The 16,652-nt window shown below is 73.4% G+C and carries 14 protein-coding genes; 6 read left to right on the forward strand and 8 right to left on the reverse strand.

Features of this window, described 5'->3' with window-relative positions:
- Positions 1-178 precede the first annotated feature (178 nt).
- The 3 genes from purH to DY240_RS10010 form a co-directional block, all read right to left on the reverse strand.
- Positions 179-1,741 (reverse strand): bifunctional phosphoribosylaminoimidazolecarboxamide formyltransferase/IMP cyclohydrolase, encoded by a 1,563-nt coding sequence (purH, locus tag DY240_RS10000; RefSeq protein WP_119659776.1) that lies wholly within the window; start codon positions 1,739-1,741, stop codon positions 179-181.
- Positions 1,738-2,343 (reverse strand): phosphoribosylglycinamide formyltransferase, encoded by a 606-nt coding sequence (gene purN, locus DY240_RS10005; RefSeq protein ID WP_119659777.1) that lies wholly within the window; start codon positions 2,341-2,343, stop codon positions 1,738-1,740. Before purN ends, purH begins: the two co-directional genes overlap by 4 nt.
- Before the next feature lie 125 nt (positions 2,344-2,468).
- Positions 2,469-3,821, reverse strand: a complete 1,353-nt coding sequence (locus DY240_RS10010; protein ID WP_119659778.1) for a cell division protein PerM — start codon at positions 3,819-3,821, stop codon at positions 2,469-2,471.
- A 191-nt stretch (positions 3,822-4,012) separates the two neighbouring features.
- Between DY240_RS10010 and DY240_RS10015 the strand changes: the two genes are divergently transcribed.
- Genes DY240_RS10015 through kynU form a run of 5 tightly spaced genes read left to right on the forward strand, consistent with a single transcriptional unit; the run spans position 4,013 to position 9,162 of the window.
- Positions 4,013-4,498 (forward strand): sigma factor-like helix-turn-helix DNA-binding protein, encoded by a 486-nt coding sequence (locus DY240_RS10015; RefSeq protein WP_119659779.1) that lies wholly within the window; start codon positions 4,013-4,015, stop codon positions 4,496-4,498.
- Entirely contained in the window at positions 4,491-5,924 is a 1,434-nt protein-coding gene (locus DY240_RS10020) for a hypothetical protein (protein WP_147375267.1), read from the forward strand. The genes DY240_RS10015 and DY240_RS10020 overlap by 8 nt, the downstream gene beginning before the upstream one ends.
- A 5-nt stretch (positions 5,925-5,929) precedes the next feature.
- Positions 5,930-6,451 carry an RNA polymerase sigma factor gene (locus DY240_RS10025; protein WP_119659809.1) on the forward strand — a complete coding sequence of 174 codons (522 nt, stop codon included), beginning with the start codon at positions 5,930-5,932 and terminating at the stop codon, positions 6,449-6,451.
- Entirely contained in the window at positions 6,448-7,908 is a 1,461-nt protein-coding gene (locus tag DY240_RS10030) for a hypothetical protein (protein WP_119659781.1), read from the forward strand. Before DY240_RS10025 ends, DY240_RS10030 begins: the two co-directional genes overlap by 4 nt.
- A 21-nt stretch (positions 7,909-7,929) precedes the next feature.
- Positions 7,930-9,162 (forward strand): kynureninase, encoded by a 1,233-nt coding sequence (gene kynU / locus DY240_RS10035; protein WP_119659782.1) that lies wholly within the window; start codon positions 7,930-7,932, stop codon positions 9,160-9,162.
- A gap of 6 nt (positions 9,163-9,168) precedes the next feature.
- On the opposite strand, the gene DY240_RS10040 is transcribed toward kynU, so the two are convergent.
- Entirely contained in the window at positions 9,169-9,756 is a 588-nt protein-coding gene (locus tag DY240_RS10040; protein ID WP_119659783.1) for a dihydrofolate reductase family protein, read from the reverse strand.
- Between the two features lie 51 nt (positions 9,757-9,807).
- Here DY240_RS10040 and DY240_RS10045 point away from each other — a divergent pair, with 51 nt between their 5' ends.
- Positions 9,808-10,446, forward strand: coding sequence for a TetR/AcrR family transcriptional regulator (locus DY240_RS10045; protein ID WP_119659784.1), 639 nt, complete (start codon positions 9,808-9,810; stop codon positions 10,444-10,446).
- Positions 10,447-10,537: 91 nt separating this feature from the next.
- On the opposite strand, the gene sucD is transcribed toward DY240_RS10045, so the two are convergent.
- The 4 genes from sucD to DY240_RS10065 all read right to left on the reverse strand — a co-directional run bounded on the left by sucD (position 10,538) and on the right by DY240_RS10065 (position 16,569).
- Positions 10,538-11,437, reverse strand: a complete 900-nt coding sequence (gene sucD, locus DY240_RS10050) for a succinate--CoA ligase subunit alpha (RefSeq protein WP_119659785.1) — start codon at positions 11,435-11,437, stop codon at positions 10,538-10,540.
- A 14-nt stretch (positions 11,438-11,451) separates the two neighbouring features.
- The gene (sucC, locus tag DY240_RS10055; RefSeq protein ID WP_119659786.1) at positions 11,452-12,651 is read right to left on the reverse strand and encodes an ADP-forming succinate--CoA ligase subunit beta; all 1,200 of its coding nucleotides are present in this window, start codon (positions 12,649-12,651) and stop codon (positions 11,452-11,454) included.
- Between the two features lie 40 nt (positions 12,652-12,691).
- Complete coding sequence (locus DY240_RS10060; protein ID WP_147375268.1) at positions 12,692-16,021, reverse strand: phosphodiester glycosidase family protein; 3,330 nt, start codon at positions 16,019-16,021, stop codon at positions 12,692-12,694.
- A 134-nt stretch (positions 16,022-16,155) separates the two neighbouring features.
- Complete coding sequence (locus DY240_RS10065; RefSeq protein WP_119659788.1) at positions 16,156-16,569, reverse strand: cobalamin B12-binding domain-containing protein; 414 nt, start codon at positions 16,567-16,569, stop codon at positions 16,156-16,158.
- Positions 16,570-16,652: the final 83 nt, after the last annotated feature.

The raw sequence follows: 16,652 nt of genomic DNA on the forward strand, positions 1-16,652 counted from the left end.
CAGCCCGACAAAGCGCGCGAAACGGGCACGCCGACNAGCCCGACAAAGCGCGCGAAACGGGCACGCCGACGCCGAGGCGTGCCCACATCCTCCCCGTCCCCCTGATAGCTGCCCGTTCTTGGCCGAAAATGGGCAGCAGGGGGACGGGGAGCCCCCACACACCCGGCGCCGACGAACGTCAGTGGAAGAAGTGCCGCGTGCCGGTGAAGTACATCGTCATGCCGGCCTCGCGAGCAGCGGCCACGACCTCCTCGTCGCGCACCGAGCCGCCCGGCTGGACGACGGCGCGGACGCCGGCCTCGGCGAGCACCTGGAGGCCGTCGGGGAACGGGAAGAACGCGTCGGAGGCGCCGACGGAGCCGGCGGCGCGGTCGCCGGCGCGGGTGACCGCCAGTCGCGCGGAGTCGACGCGGTTCACCTGGCCCATGCCGACGCCGACCGCGGCACCGCCACTGGCCAGCAGGATCGCGTTGCTCTTCACCGACCGCACCGCCCGCCAGGCGAACGCGAGGTCGGCCAGCGTCGCGTCGTCGACCGGCGAGCCGGCGGCCAGCGTCCACGTCGCGGGATCGTCGCCGGGGGCGTCGACGCGGTCGACCTGCTGCATGAGCAGGCCGCCGGAGATCGCCCGGGTCTCGACCGGACGGGTGTCGGTGCCGGCGACCCGCAGCAGCCGCACGTTCTTCTTCTGCGTCAGCAGGTCCAGCGCGCCGGGCTCGAAGTCGGGCGCGACGACGACCTCGGTGAAGATGGTCGCGATCAGCTCCGCCGCCTCGGCCGTCACCGGCCGGTTCGCCGCGATGACGCCGCCGTACGCCGACACCGGGTCGGTCGCGTTGGCCTTGCGGTGGGCGTCGGCGATGTCGGTGCCGACGGCGATGCCGCACGGGTTCGCGTGCTTGATGATGGCGACGGCCGGCTCGTCGAAGTCGTGCGCCGAGCGCCAGGCCGCGTCGGCGTCGACGTAGTTGTTGTACGACATCTCCTTGCCGTGCAGCTGCTCCGCTCCGGCCAGCCCGGGCGCGCCGAAGCCGCTGCGATAGAGCGCCGCGGCCTGGTGCGGGTTCTCGCCGTAGCGCAGGACGGCGCTGCGGTCCCAGGTGCCGCCGACCCACTCGGGGAAGACGGTGCCGTCGGCCGGCGGCGCGACGGCGCTGCCCAGCCAGGACGCGACATGCACGTCGTAGGTGGCGGTGTGGGTGAACGCCTGCAGCGCCAGCCGCTGCCGCTCGCCCAGGGTGAATCCGCCGGCCTCGACGGCGGCCAGCACCTCGCCGTAGCGGGCGGGGTCGACGACGACGGCGACGTTGGCGTGGTTCTTCGCCGCGCCGCGGACCATCGACGGCCCGCCGATGTCGATCTGCTCGATCACCTCGTCCGGCCCGGCGCCCGACGCGACCGTCTGGGCGAACGGGTAGAGGTTGCTGACCAGCAGCTGGAACGGTTCGATGCCGAGCTCCGCGAGCTGCGTGCGGTGGCTCTCGTGGCGGACGTCGGCGAGCAGGCCCGCGTGCACGTTGGGGTGCAGCGTCTTGACCCGGCCGTCGAGGCACTCGGGGAAGCCGGTGAGCTCCTCGACCGCCGTCACCGGCACCCCGGCGTCGGCGATGCGGGCCGCCGTCGACCCCGTCGAGACGATGGCGACGCCGGCCGCGTGCAGGCCGCGAGCCAGCTCTTCCAGCCCCGTCTTGTCGTAGACGCTGATCAGCGCGCGCCGGATCGGCGTACGGGCCTCGCTCACGGGATGGTGACCTTTCTCTCGGTGATGGTCCAGCCCTCGCGGGCCAGCCGGCCGACGTACTCCACCAGCTGGGCGCGTTCGGCGACCTTGATCCGCTCGGTGAGGGTGTCCTCGGTGTCGTCGTCGAGCACCGGGACGGCGACCTGGGCGACGATCGGGCCGGTGTCGACGCCCTCGTCGACGAAGAACAGCGTGGCGCCGGTGACCTTGACGCCGTAGGCGAGCGCGTCGCGGGGGCCGTGGATGCCCGGGAACGACGGCAGCAGCGCGTTGTGGGTGTTGAGGTAGCGGTCGCCGAACCGGCTGAGGAAGGCGGGGCCGACGAGCTTGAGGAATCCCGCCGAGACGACGAGGTCGGGCGCGTGCTCGGCGGTCCTCTCGGCCAGCGCGCGGTCCCAGTCGGCGCGGTCGGGGTGGTCCTTCACCCGCTCGACGAACGTCGGCACCCCGGCCTCGGCGGCCAGCTCGAGCGCGCGGATGCCGTCGCGGTCGGCGCCGACGGCCACCACCGTCGCGCCGTAGGAGGGGTCGGCGCAGGCGTCGAGCAGGACGGCGAGGTTGCTGCCGGTACCCGACACCAGCACCACGATCCGGCAGGTCACCCGGCGACAATACCGTCGGCCCGCCGCCCGGTCGGCCCGTGCCCCACCTCCAACCCGCGTTGATCTTGGAGTTGTTCGGCGATCCCGGTCCGATTCGCCCGATAGATGGCCGAAGAACTCCAAGATCAACTCGTGGTGGGCGGGGGCGGGGGCGGTGCGTCGGCGGCCGGGTCGGTGCCGGAGTCGACGGCGTCGGCGGCGGGGTCGTCGTCCGCCGCGTCGTCGTCGGGCTCGGGGTCGGTGGCCGGCCTGCGGCGGAAGCGCAGGATCAGGACGACCACCGTGGCGGGCACCGTCACCAGGCCGAACGTCGCCGCGGCGACCTCCCACGGCACCGGGCCGAGCACCGTCAGCCGCTCCGCGCCGGCCGAGCCGCCGGACAGCAGGGCCAGCACGGCCATCGCGACCGCCGCGATCGCTCCGGCGCCGGCCGCCACGCCGAGCGCCGGCCCCAGCGGCACCCCGTCGCCACCCTCCTCGTCGGGTTCGTCGATCTCGTCGTCGCCGGGCGCGGGAACCGGGCCGAGCCGCCGGTGCACCATCAGCCCGGCGAGCAGGCCGGCCAGCACCGGGCCGGCCACCACCAGCCACGTGAGTGAGCCGGGCAGGCGCTCGGGCAGCGCGCCGAACACCGGGACCGCGGGCACCAGGCCGAGCGTGACCCCGTCGGGCGCCACCGAGGTCGCCGTCCCGACCGCGAAGCCGGGTCCGAGCGCGAACGCGGCGGACCAGACGATCAGGTTCGGAACGATCAGCGCGCAGCCCACCACGAGCAACGTCGTGCCGAGCAGACCGGCGTCCAGGGCGGTGGCGAGGTCCCCGGTGCGGCCCGCGTGGGCGACGAGGCTGACCCCCATCAGCACCGCGCCCACGCAGACCAGCCCCGCCACCGCCGCGGCCGCGCCGGCCAGTGCCGCGCGCAGGAGAGGTGGCACCCGCCACCACCAGTCGGCCAGCAGTCCGGACTCGTGCGCCACCCCGGTCGTCACCGCGGCGCCGGACCACAGCGCCGCCCACAGCATCGCCTCGAGCGGATCGCCCGCGACGCCCGGAGTGGCCGAGAGCGCCGCGACGATCCCGGCGCCCGCGACGTACGTGACCACGGCCGGCACGACGACGGCGACCGCGCCGCGCGTCGTCGCCACCCCGGCCGAGTGCGCCGCCCACCGGGCCGACCGGTGCAGCAGCAGCACGAACAGCAGCGTGAGGCCCAGCGGGGCGAGCGTGAACGACCCCTCGCCGAGCTCGAGACCGGCCCGGTGCGCGGCGAGCCAGACCCGGGAGGCGAACCGCAGCGGGTCGCCCAGCGGGCCGACCGCGCCCTCGGCGATCCACACCGCCACCCCCGGCAGCACGCACAGCGCGAACCCGGCCAGCAGTGCCCACGCGGTCGCCACGATGGCCGCCAGCCACGGGACCCGCGACCCCCACGCCGGCTCTTCGCGCCGGAGCAGCGGTCGGGTCAGCAGGTCGGCCACGTCTCCATCGTCACCGCAGAAGGCGCGATAATCGGCGGCACCACGCCGGGCATGCCCTGATCAGCTGGCATTTCCGTGATCGGAATACGCGGAAACGCGCCCGTTCGCCGAATACGCCGTGCAACCGTGGACCGCACTCACGGGTCCTTCTGGGTGACAGCGGAAGCGATGGGCACAGGGGAGGTTTCGGCATGCGCGAACCCGCGGACTTCGACGCGTTCTACGACGCCACGAGCCGGCGAGTGCTGCACCAGCTGTACGCGCTGACCGGAGACCTCGGCCGGGCCCGCGACTGCACCCAGGAGGCGTACGCGCGAGCCTGGCGTCAGTGGGCCGCCGTCAGCGCCGCCACCAGCCCGGAAGCGTGGGTCCGCGGCACCGCCTGGCGGCTGGCATCGCGCCGGTGGCGCGGCGGGCCGGGCGGACGGGCGCGGTGGTCGACCGCTCCGCCCGGCACCGGGTCCGCGGATCTCGTCGCGGCGCTGCTGCGACTGCCGGAGCGGCAGCGGTACGCGGTCGTCGTCCGGTATCTCGCGGGTGCGGCCGTCGCGGAGATCGCGGCGGAGACGGGAACGTCGGCCGCGACCGTCGAGAACCGCCTCGCGAAGGCGTGTGCCACCCTGGCTCGCATTCTTCCCGGCGACATCGCCGTCCTCACCGGAGGCCACCGTGTCTGACAACCTCGACGACAGCCTTTCCCGGCGCTTGTCGTCGCTCGAATCGGACGTTGCGGGCATCTCGCTGCCCGGTCCGGCCGCCGCCCGGCGCCGCGCCGCGCAGCGGACCCGGCACCAGCTCACCGGCGGGGTGCTGGCCGGCGTGGCGGCGGTCGCCCTGGGCGTGTTCGCCGTCAGCCCGCCCGACTTCGTCGCGTCGCCCGACCCGGCCGGCTCACCGTCCGACTCCCCCACCCCGACCGCCGTTCCCACGACGCCGACGCAGTCGCCGTCGCCCTCGACACCCCCGGTCGAGCCCAGCCCCGACCCGTCCAGCGGCGAGAGCCCCGGCGGAGGCGAGGACGGCGGCAGCGACTCGCCGACGGTTCCCGCGGGCGCCCTGCTGACGGTCGACGACGTCGAGAACGACACCAGCGAGGCGTGGGCCGAGGTGGACGCCGGCGCCAGCGGTCTGCCCTGCGTGCCCGACATCCCCGGCGACGCCGCGGCCGTCGCGTACGAGTCCCCGTACGACTCGCACATCGAGCAGTTCGTCGACCCGGCCGACGGCGCCGCCGAGGCCCGGCTGGAGGAGCTGCGCGACGAGCTGACCGGCTGCGCGGAGTCCGGCGGCGACTTCCACCTCATCCAGGTGTGGTCGCTGTCCGGCGTCGGCGACGCCGGCTATCTGCTGGTGTGGAACGGTCCGCCCACGACGCCGGACACCCAGACGTACGTCACCGCCAGCCTGGTGCGCACCGGTGACTTCGTCTCCGCCGTCTTCCACGGCGGTCCCGGCCAGGACTACAACGCCCCGGCGCAGCCGCGGCTGGCCGTGCTGGCGATCGAGCGGCTCTGCGGCGCGCTCGGCACCGAGTGCCCGACCACGCCGGAGCAGGAACGGCTCTTCCCGGAACCGACCGGCGACCTCGACGGCTGGCTCACCACCGATGACCTCGCCGAAGCCGGGCTGGAGGCCCTCACCGACGGCGGCCAGGTCCTCGACAGCGGCGACGAAGGCGGGCCCACCGGCTACGGCTACGTCGCCTTCACCCGCGACCCGCTCGCCGACGGGGCCGAGCTCCTGGAGCAGCGTCAGTACGGCGACCCGATGGACCCGGGGGGACCGATCCTCATCCAGGAACGGGCGACGTTCGCCGACGCGGAGGGCGCACGGGCGCACTACGCGGAGCTGGTGTTCGAGGCGAACCAGTTCAGCCAGCCCGGCGACGTGATCGAGAGCACCGGAGACGTCTCCGTCCCCGGGTACGAGGCCGCCACGTGGCGCGCGGAGGGCAGCGGCGAGTTCGCGTCGGTGTTCGTCTACGGCGCCGCGGTCAGCGAGAACGTCGTCACCGTCGTCTACTACGGGGTCGATCAGGTCGACGTCCCGCCCGAGCAGATGCAGCAGCTGCTCGAGCGGGCCGCGCAGCGGATCGGGGGGTGACGACGATGGCCGCGAACACCGCCGACTTCGACGAGTTCTACAACGCCACCCACCGCCGCGTGCTGCACCAGATGTACGCGATGACCGGCAACCTCGCCGACGCGCAGGAGTGCACGCAGGAGGCGTACGCCCGCGCCTGGCAGCGCTGGAAGACGGTCAGCCAGGCCAGCAGCCCGGAGGCCTGGATCCGCACCGTCGCCTGGCGCATCGCCGCCAGCCGCTGGCGCAAGGCCAAGAACGGCGTCACCGCGCTGGTCAAGCACGGTGTGCCCGACCACTCACCGTCGCCGGACCCCGACCACGTCGCGCTGGTCACCGCGCTCAAGCAGATCCCCGAGAGCCAGCGGCAGGCGATCGTCCTGCACCACCTGGTCGGGATGAGCGTCGACGACATCGCCCGGGAGACGGGGGCGCCGACCGGCACCATCAAGGCGCGCCTGTCGCGGGGGCGGGCGGCGCTGGCGCAGCTGCTCACCGACACCGGCGACACCGCCGGGCTCCCGGCCGCGGGAGGTGAGCTGTCGTGACGGACCGGTTCGACGACGAGCTGAGCCACCGGCTCGCGGGCCTCTCGGCCGACCTCGACGGCATCGCGCTGCCGGGACCGTCGGCGGCCCGGGAGCGCGCCGCGCGGCGGACCCGGCACCAGGTGACCGGCGGCGTGCTGGCCGGTGTGGCGGTGGTCGCGGGCGGCGTCTTCATGGTCACGCCGTCCGATCTGTCGACGACGCCCGAGCCGGCGCCGCCGGCCAGCCAGTCCACCCTCGCGCCCGACCCCACGACGGCGGCGGCCGACCTCAGCGCCGCGCTGCTCACCCCCGAGGACGTCGCCGGCGACACGGGAGTCGCGTGGGCCGCGACCGGCGAGCCCGGCCCGGAGGTCGCCTGCGACCCCGGCCGCACCGTCGAGGCGATGAGTTCGGTCCTGGACCAGGCGCGGGCCGGCTTCGGCTCCGCGGCGGGCGAGGTCCGCCAGGATCTCGCCCGGTTCGCCGACGGCGGCAGCGCCGCCGGGCTGGCCGAGGAGCTGATCGGGTGCCTCGACGAGGAGGGCGCCGACGGGCTGCCCGCGGTCGTCGACAGGGTGCGACTCACCGGTGTCGGCGACGAGGGCTGGATGACCCGCTACTACATGGATCCGGAGGACCCGGAGGCCACGGCCGCCGTCGTCGCCATCGTCCGCAGCCGCGACGTCGTCAGCGTCACCGTCCAGACCGAGCCGACCGCGGGCACCGTCGGCGAGCGCGAGCTGGACCTCGCGGTGCCGGTCGCGGCGGCCCGGCGGATGTGCGACGTGCTGTTCGGCGAGTCCTGCGTGAGCGACCCGGGCACCGAGGACATCACCGGGTCCGACGTCGCCGCGGATCCCCCCACGGACACGCCGACGATCGACGCCGAGGAGGCGCCGGCCGGCGACCCGACGACGCCGGCGGACGAGCTGCTCGAGCTCGCCGACGACCCGTTCCTCACCGAGGCGGACGTCGCCGAGGTCGGGACGGCCACCGGGTTCGTGCGCCAGCCGGAGATGGACCTCGACGGGGTCACGGCGCCGTGTCTCCAGGACCCCATGAGCGCCGGCGCGATCACCACCCTCGGCCTCGGTTACAACCACGACCTCGACGCGACCCTCGTCGAGTGGGTGGCACAGCTGCCGGACGCCGGCTCGGCGGCCCAGCTGGTCGAGGCCCACACCTCCCTGCCGGACGTCTGCGGCGAGGTGGGCGAGGACCGCGAGCAGACGGTGGGCGAGCCGGTCGCCGTCGACGTCGAGGGCGCCGACGCCGCCGTCGTCTGGACCGTCTCGAGCGCGCCGACCGCGGACAACCCCGGCTCGTCGACCTCGTTCTCCGGCGTCGGGATCGCCCACGTCGCCAACCTCGTCGTCGCGGTGGAGTTCCGTGCCATGGACGACCCGTCCGGCGGCGACTGGCCCGGCGTCGTGACCCCGCTGCTGGCGACGGCGCTGGAGCGGGCCGTGGGCTGAGGCCGTCGTACGCTGCCGGTCATGGAGCGCACCGACGCCGAGGCCCTCGACCGCGCCGACCCGCTGGCGCACCTGCGCGACCGGTTCGACCTGCCGGACGGGCTGATCTACCTGGACGGCAACTCGCTCGGCCCGCTGCCGCGCGGCGTGGCGGAGCGGGTCGCGCGGCTGGTCGGCAGCGAGTGGCGCGACGACCTCATCACGTCGTGGAACGCGCACGGCTGGTACGACCTGCCGGCGACGGTCGGCGCGAAGCTGGAGCCGCTGCTGGGCGCCGAGCCGGGCACCGTCACCGTCGGCGACTCCACCAGCGTGCAGCTGTTCAAGCTCCTGGTGGCCGGCGCACGGCTGCGCCCGGACCGGCGGGTCGTCGTCACCGAGCCGGGCAACTTCCCCACCGACTCCTACGTGATCGACGGGGTCGCGCGGCTGCTCGGCCTGTCCGTGCGCTGGTGGGACGCCTCGTCGCAGCCGCTGGCCGACGTCCTGGACGACGACGTCGCGGTGGTGTCGCTGTGCCACGTCGACTACCGGCTCGGGCGCATGCACGACGGCGCCGCCGTCACCCGCGCGGTGCACGACACCGGCGCCGTCGTGCTCTGGGACCTGTGCCACTCCGCCGGCGCCGTCGCCGTCGACCTCGCGGGCTGGGACGCCGACCTCGCCGTGGGCTGCGGTTACAAGTACCTCAACGGCGGCCCCGGCGCGCCGGCGTTCGGTTACGTCGCGCCGCGCTGGCTGGGCGTCGTCGACCAGCCGATCACCGGCTGGTTCGGGCACGCGACGCCGTTCGCGCTGGAGCGCGACTACCGGCCGGCCGACGGCGTACGGCGGCTGCTCAGCGGCACCACGCCGGTCGTCGGGACGGCGGTGCTGGACGCCGCCCTGGACGCGTTCGACGGCGTGTCCATGGCCGACGTGCGGCGCAAGTCGCTGGCGCTCACCGACCTGTTCCTGGCGCTGGCGTCCGAGCGGCTCGGCGTGCACGGCGTCGAGGCCGAGGTGCCGCGTGACCACGCCGCCCGCGGCTCGCAGCTGTGCCTGCGGCTGCCCGAGGCGTACGGGTTCGTGCAGGCGCTGATCGCCCGCCGCGTCGTCGGCGACTTCCGCGAGCCCGACCTCGCCCGCTTCGGCGTCGCGCCGCTCTACACCCGCTTCACCGACGTGTACGACGCGGTCGAGCACATGGCCGCCGTCCTCGCCGCCGGCGAACACCGCCGCCCCGAGAACGTCGTCCGCGCCGCCGTCACCTGACGCGCCTCAGCGGTCGCGGTCGTAGGTGGCGATGATCACGCCGGTGGTGGTCGGGACGGACTTCACCAGCCGGAACGCCGCCAGCTGCGCGCCGTCGCGGAACAGCCGGGCGCCCTCGCCGAGCACCAGCGGATGGATCGACAGCACGAACTGGTCGACGAGGTCGTGCCGCAGCAGCGTCTGCACCAGCTCGCCGCTGCCCAGCACGCCGATGTCGCCGGGCTCGCGCTCCTTGACGGCGGCGATCTCGTCCCCGCCGATGAGGACGGAGTTCTCCCAGGTCAGCGGCTCGGTCAGGGTGGTCGAGACGACGTACTTGCGGGCGGCGTCGAGCACCGGCGTGAACGGGTTGCCGTCGGTCTGCTTCGGCCAGAACGCCTCGAACTGCTGGTACGTGACCCGGCCTAACAGCAGCGGCCCGCCCTGCTCGCCCTTCGCCATCCCCTCGCCCATCTCGCGCATGGCGACCTCGTCGCTGTAGGGCGCGGCCCATCCGCCGTGCCGGAAGCCGCCGCGGGTGTCCTCCTCCGGCCCGGCCGGCGCCTGCATGACGCCGTCGAGGCTGATGTTCTCGATGACGACGATCCTGCCCATGACGCTCCTCCTGCCAGATCTAAACTAAACGGTGTAGTAAACTCTACGCCCATGAGCCCACCCGATGACAAGACCGAGAGCAGGTCGGCCCGCAAGCACCGGGCGATCCTCGAGGCCGCCACCCGGGTGTTCCTGGCGCAGGGCTACGCCGGCACCACCATCGACCAGATCGCGGCCGAGGCCGCCGTGTCCAAGCCGACCGTCTACAAGCACTTCTCCGACAAGCAGGCGCTGTTCACCGAGATCGTGACGCGCACTGTCGACGAGGCGGCAGAACCGGTGCACGCCGAGGTCGCGAGCCTGCGCGACACCGGTGACGTCGCGGCCGACCTGCGCGACCTCGCCCGCCGGCAGCTGGCCATGGTGATGCGGCCGCGGCTGCTGCAGCTGCGCCGGCTGGTGATCGGCGAGGCCGGCCGCTTCCCCGAGCTGGGCCGGCTGTTCGCCGAGCGCGGCCCGGCCCGGACGATGGCCGACCTCGCGGCGGCGTTCCGCGGCCTGACCGAGCGCGGCCTGCTCGCCGCCGACGACGCCGAGCTCGCCGCCGCGCACTTCAACTGGCTGGTGATGTCCGTCCCGTTGAACCGGGCCATGCTCACCGGCGACGACGCTCCGCCGCCGGCCGCGGAGCTGCGTCGCTACGCCGACGAGGGCGTGCGGGTCTTCCTCGCCGCCTACGGCCGGCGCTGAGCCGGCGCAGCAGCCCTGACTCCCCCGGGACGCGAATCGGCCGGGCCGCCCAGGGGACGGCCCGGCCGAGTCTCTCCCGATCCTTCGTGGCTCAGAGCTTCTGGTAGATCTCGCGCATCAGCCGCGCGGTCTCGCTCGGGGTCTTGCCGACGGCGACCCCGGCGGCCTCGAGCGCCTCCTTCTTGGCCTGCGCCGTGCCCGACGAGCCGGACACGATGGCGCCGGCGTGGCCCATGGTCTTCCCCTCGGGCGCGGTGAAGCCCGCGACGTAGCCGACGACCGGCTTCGTGACGTGCTCCTTGATGTAGGCGGCCGCCCGCTCCTCGGCGTCGCCGCCGATCTCGCCGATCATGACGATCGCCTTGGTCTCGGGGTCGGCCTCGAACGCCTCGAGCGCGTCGATGTGCGTGGTGCCGATGACCGGGTCGCCGCCGATGCCGACGGCGGTGGAGAAGCCGATGTCGCGCAGCTCGTACATCATCTGGTAGGTCAGCGTGCCGGACTTGCTGACCAGGCCGATCGGGCCGGGGCCGGTGATGTCGGCCGGGATGATGCCGGCGTTGGACTTGCCGGGGCTGATGACGCCGGGGCAGTTCGGGCCGACGATGCGGGTCTTGTTGCCCTTGGACTGCGCGTAGGCCCAGAACTCCGCGGTGTCGTGCACCGGGATGCCCTCGGTGATGACGACCAGCAGCTCGATGCCGGCGTCGACGGCCTCGATGACGGCGTCCTTGGTGAACTTCGGCGGCACGAACGCGACCGACACGTTGGCGCCGGTCTTGTCCATCGCCTCGGCCACGGTGCCGAACACCGTGAGGACGGCCTCGGGGCTGAACTCGGTGAAGTCGAGCTCCTGGCCGGCCTTGCGGGCGTTGACCCCGCCGACGATCTTGGCGCCGGCCTTGAGCATCCGCTGCGTGTGCTTGGTGCCCTCGGCGCCGGTGATGCCCTGGACGATGATCCTGCTGTTCTCGTCGAGGAAGATTGCCATGACTCTCGTCGCCCCTACTTCGCTGCCGCGAGCTCGGCCGCGCGTCGCGCGGCACCGTCCATGGTGTCGACCTGCTCGATGAGGCCCTCGGGCGCCTTGGCGGCGAACTCCGACAGGATGCGCCGGCCCTCCTCGGCGTTGTTGCCGTCGAGACGGACGACCAGCGGCTTGGTGACCTGGTCGCCGCGGCTCTCGAGCAGCTCGAACGCGTGCACGATGCCGTTGGCGACGGCGTCGCAGGCGGTGATGCCGCCGAACACGTTGACGAAGACGCTCTTGACCTCGGCGTCGGACAGGATGATCTCGAGGCCGTTGGCCATGACCTCGGCCGACGCACCGCCGCCGATGTCCAGGAAATTCGCCGGCTTCACACTGTGCCCATCGACGGCGAACTCCTCGCCGGCGTAGGCGACCACGTCGAGCGTCGACATGACCAGGCCGGCGCCGTTGCCGATGATGCCGACCTCACCGGACAGCTTGACGTAGTTGAGGTCCTTCTCCTTGGCCCGCGCCTCCAGCGGGTCGGCGGCGGCCTTGTCCTCGAACTGCGCGTGCTCCTCGTGGCGGAACTCGGCGTTGTCGTCGAGGCTGACCTTGCCGTCGAGCGCGACGACCTTGCCGTCGGGCGTCTTCACCAGCGGGTTGACCTCGACCAGCGTGGCGTCCTCGCTGGTGAACACCGTCCACAGCTTCTGCAGGATGTCGACGACCTGGTCGCGGACGTCGGCGGGGAAGCCCGCGGCGTCGGCGATCTCGGCGGCCTTCGCGGCGTCGACACCGGCGATGGCGTCGACCGGGATGCGGGCCAGCGCCTCGGGCCGCTCGACCGCCAGCTGCTCGATCTCCATGCCGCCCTCGACGCTGGCCATGGCCAAGTACGTGCGGTTGGCGCGGTCGAGCAGGTAGGAGACGTAGTACTCCTGGTCGATGTCGCTGGCCTGGGTGACGAGCACCCGGTGGACCGTGTGGCCCTTGATGTCCATGCCGAGGATCGCCCCGGCCTTCTCGGCGGCCTCGTCGGGGTTCTCGGCCAGCTTGACGCCACCGGCCTTGCCGCGGCCGCCCGTCTTCACCTGCGCCTTGACGACCACCTGGCCGCCGATCTCGGCCGCCGCGGCACGTGCGGCGTCGGCCGTCTCGACCACGGACCCCGGCAGCACCGGGACCTCGTGCTTGGCGAAGAGCTCCTTCGCCTGGTACTCCATCAGGTCCACGCGAATCCATCCCTTGTGTCGGCCGCGATTCGAGGGCAGCCTATCCGCCGACGACGATCTCCCGGATCGCGGTCTCCCCGTTGACCGTGATCGTGACGGTGGCGGTGCCGGCCCGCAGCCCCTGGATCGTGCCGGCCACGGGGTCGACGGCGACGACGGCCCAGCGCGGCGCCTCGGCGGCCGGGCCGACGTGGACGCCGGTGCCGCCCCACTGCGCCGACACGGGCCACCGCACCGGAACCGTCCGTGCGCCGTCCTGGGCGACGCTGGCCGAGACCTCGCCGGTCGCGCCGGCGACCAGGGTCGCCGGGGCCTGCAACGCGATGGCGTCGACCCGGGCCCGCACCTCGGCCCGCAGCCACAGGTCGTCGTCGCCCTGGTCGCCGCGCGACGGCTCGAGGCCGAGCAGGGTCCAGCCGGTGAAGCCGCCGTTGTCCGGGGTCGAGGCCGGGCCCTTGCCGGAGTTGCCGTTGACGAGGAACGGCACGCCGTCGACCGAGCCGGCGTCGAAGACACCCGCGTGCGCGCCGACGAACGCCGCGGACTTCCCGCTCGCGGCCTCGAAGCCGGCGAGCCAGGTCTCCAGCATCGCCGCCTCGCGCCGGTCGGCGAGCTGGCTGTTCGCGGTCGGCAGCGGGTCGTTGGGCGGGTGGTGGGCGAACACCAGTACCCCGGTGACCTCCGGGTCGGCCGCCGCCTCGTCGAGAGCTCTGCGCAGCTCGGCGATCTGCGCGAACCCGCCGCCGCGCAGCGAGCCGAACGCGGAGTTCAGCGTGATGATCCGGGTGGCGCCGTCGTCCGTCGGCAGGTCGACGGTGTGCTGGGTGGCGCCGAACTCCTCGATGAAGTTGCCGATCGGGCCGCCCTGCACCTCGTGGTTGCCCGGCACGTAGTACCAGGGGAAGTCGACGCCGGCCAGCTCCTCGTCCAGCACCCGGCGGGCGAGGTCGAAGTCGATCGGCGCCGCCTCGTCGACCAGGTCGCCGTTGATGACCAGCGCGTCCGGGTCCTCGGCGACGATCTCGCGCAGCGTCCGGCGGGCGGCGGCGACGATGTCGCTGTCCGGGTTGCGCCCGACGAACTGCGAGTCGCTCATGACGGCGATCCGCTGGCCGGCCTCGTCGGCGGTGCCGTTCGTGACGATGACCGGGTCGGCGAAGCGTTCGGCGGCCGGCAGCTCGACCTCGGGGGCGATCTCGACCGTGATGTCGCTGAACGACGTCTCGCCGTGGTAGCTGCGGGCGCCGGAGGCCTCGACGGCGTAGATGTCGCGGAACCGCAGCGGGTACTCGGTGCCGGCCGGGACCGGGAACGTCAGCTGCTGCCAGCCGGTGAACGTCGTGTAGCCGCCGTTCAGCGTGAGCAGCGTGCCGTTGGGGTCGTAGACGCGCATCCGGATCCAGGTGCCCTGGCCGTCGCCCTTCACCCACGCCTTGATGGTCTGCGGCTGCCCCGGCAGGGTGAACTGCGTTGGCGGCGCGGCGTACGCGGCCCGGGTGTTCGGCCCGGTGAAGTCGTAGGTCAGCCGGATGCCGTCGCGCCCGTCCGGGCCTTCGGTGGGCGCGATGGCGCCGGTGGCCCGGGCGAAGCTGATCGTCCAGCGGGCGGCGTCGTCGAACGTCGCCACCGGGACCTCGGTGAGGCCCACCGTGACGGCGACGCTGGTGCTGACACCGGCGGCGGTCAGCGTCAGCAGCGCGGACCCGGTGCCGACCAGCGGGCGGACGGTGAACCCGTCGCCGTCGGGAACCAGCTCGACCACGCCGTCGCCGCCGGTGACGGTGACGTCGGCGGGCTCGATGGGCGCGCGGTAGCCGTCGATGTCGTAGCCGGTGAGCGCCAGGCTGCCGGTGTCGTCGGCGCCGCCCAGCGGGATCAGCGTGGCCGTCGGCTCCAGTCGCCGCAGCTCGCCGAGCACCGTGATGCCCAGCTCGCCCTCGGCGCCGAGCACCGCGGCCCGGATGTCGGCGTCGCCCGGCGCGATGCCGGTGACGACGGCGGTGTCCGGGGTGGTGCCGCGGAGCACGGAGGCGACCCGGCGGTCCGACGTCGTCCAGCGCGGCCGGGCCTCGACCGGGGCGAACGTCTCGTCGTGGCCGCGCGCCTCAACGGTGCGGGTGAGGCCGGGGAAGACGCGGTCGGCGTTCTCGGCGTCGCCGTCGCCGGCCAGGACACGGAAGCCGTCCAGTTCGCCGGAGCCCTCGGCGGCGAACAGCGCCAGGCCGTTGGCGACCGACCGCTCCGTGCCGTCGGACGGGCTGTTGACGACGGTGCGGTCGTCGGTGCCGGGGTCGCGGACGACGAGCGTGGACGAGCCGCCGCCGTCGATGTTCAGTGCGTCGTAGGCGCCGAGGTCGTCCATCAGCTCGGCGAACTCGGTGAGCGTCATGCCGCGGGAGTGCGCCTGCTTGCCGTCGACGGACACCAGATACATGGTGCGGCCGTCCTCGGACAGGCCGATGGACGTGCGGGCGGCCGGCTCGGTGTCGGTGAAGGTCCGCTGTACGCCGTCGTCGACCAGCAGGTGGTTGCCGCCGACCGCGACCACCACGTCCTCGAGGTCCGAGCGCGGCGCGTACGACACGTCGACGGTGTCGCCCGGCTGCAGTTCGAGCAGCGCGGCGGCGCCGGCGTCGCGGCCGACCAGCACGACGGTGTCCGCCGCGATCGTGCCGGACCCGAGCGTCGCGCCCACGGCGGTGACGACGCCGTCGGTGACGGTGACCTCGGCCTTGGCGCTCGCGGCCGGGACGGTGTTCGCGCGGGTGTAGCTGCCCCACTGCGAGGTGAAGACGCCGATGCCGCCGGCCGGGAGGCTGAACGTGTTCACGCCCGCGAGCCGCAGGCTCACTCCGTCGCCGGTGACCGCGGTGCCTTCCAGGAAGACCTGCGCGAGCGCGGCGGCGCCGTTGCTGGACACCGCGAGCGCGTTCTCGTGCCCGGCGGTGGGCGCGGTGACCATGCCCTCGTCGCGGCTCACCCCGGCGCCGAGCGGGGCGTTGGAGTTGTTGATGTCGTAGAAGTCACCGTTGATCGCGGCGGTCGCGCCGCTCGCCTCGGCCAGCGACCGGACGGTGGCGGTCGTCGTCACCTCGCCGGAGTACTGGTAGTCCAGCGTGACGCCGGAGTCGAGGTCGACCTCGAGGATGCTGCCGGCGTTCCAGCCGCCGTCCTCGAGGCGGGAGAACGTCGTCAGCTCCATCCCCGGGGCGATGGCCTGCCGGTCGGTGTCGACCAGGACCGATTCGCCGGGGCGGGTGAGGTCGTCCGGTTCGACGGCGGCAGCCGCCGGAACGACGAGCAGGCCGCCGAGGAGGAGTGCGGAAATGGAGAGGGCGGCGGAGCGCGCGCGATCACGTCGATTCAGCACGGAGTTCACCCCATCGATGCCGGACGACCCGTCATCGAGCGCCGGGCCGCAACTCGGTGAATTTCCGGCAAACCTTACCGAGTCAGGGCATACCTGTGCTATCGGCGGAAAGGATTTTCAGCGGAATCGGTGACTCAGGACGCCTGGGCGCGGTCGCGCAGGGTGTCGACCCACGCGACGATCTCCTGCGTCGAGGCGCCGGGCGTGAACACCCGGGCGACGCCGAGCTCCGTCAGCAGCGGGATGTCCGCGTCGGGGATGATGCCGCCGCCGAACACCACGATGTCGCGCGCGTCGCGCTCGGCCAGCAGCTCGAGCACACGCTTGAACAGCGTCATGTGGGCGCCGGAGAGAATGGACAGCCCGATGGCGTCGGCGTCCTCCTGGATGGCCGCCTCGACGATCTGTTCCGGCGTCTGGTGCAGCCCGGTGTAGACGACCTCGACCCCGGCGTCACGCAGGGCGCGCGCGACCACCTTGGCGCCTCGGTCGTGCCCGTCGAGTCCGGGCTTCGCGACCACCACGCGCAGGGGACGTCCCTCCGCCATGACTACCTCCAGGGAACAACGCTGATCCGACGGATGTTGACGACAGTACCTGCAGACGAGGCCCGCCCTCCGTTCGGCGGAGT

Origin of the sequence: Jiangella rhizosphaerae (genome assembly GCF_003579925.1) — a bacterium.
In the GTDB taxonomy this organism is placed as follows: Bacteria; Actinomycetota; Actinomycetes; order Jiangellales; family Jiangellaceae; genus Jiangella; species Jiangella rhizosphaerae.

Bases quoted from the DNA above. Each gene is read 5' to 3' on its own strand.
- DY240_RS10015 (WP_119659779.1), top strand. From the start codon at position 4,013: ATGCGCGAACCCGCGGACTTCGACGCGTTCTACGACGCCACGAGCCGG.
- kynU (WP_119659782.1), top strand. From the start codon at position 7,930: ATGGAGCGCACCGACGCCGAGGCCCTCGACCGCGCCGACCCGCTGGCG.
- DY240_RS10040 (WP_119659783.1), bottom strand. From the start codon at position 9,756: ATGGGCAGGATCGTCGTCATCGAGAACATCAGCCTCGACGGCGTCATG.
- DY240_RS10025 (WP_119659809.1), top strand. From the start codon at position 5,930: ATGGCCGCGAACACCGCCGACTTCGACGAGTTCTACAACGCCACCCAC.
- sucD (WP_119659785.1), bottom strand. From the start codon at position 11,437: ATGGCAATCTTCCTCGACGAGAACAGCAGGATCATCGTCCAGGGCATC.
- DY240_RS10065 (WP_119659788.1), bottom strand. From the start codon at position 16,569: ATGGCGGAGGGACGTCCCCTGCGCGTGGTGGTCGCGAAGCCCGGACTC.
- DY240_RS10045 (WP_119659784.1), top strand. From the start codon at position 9,808: ATGAGCCCACCCGATGACAAGACCGAGAGCAGGTCGGCCCGCAAGCAC.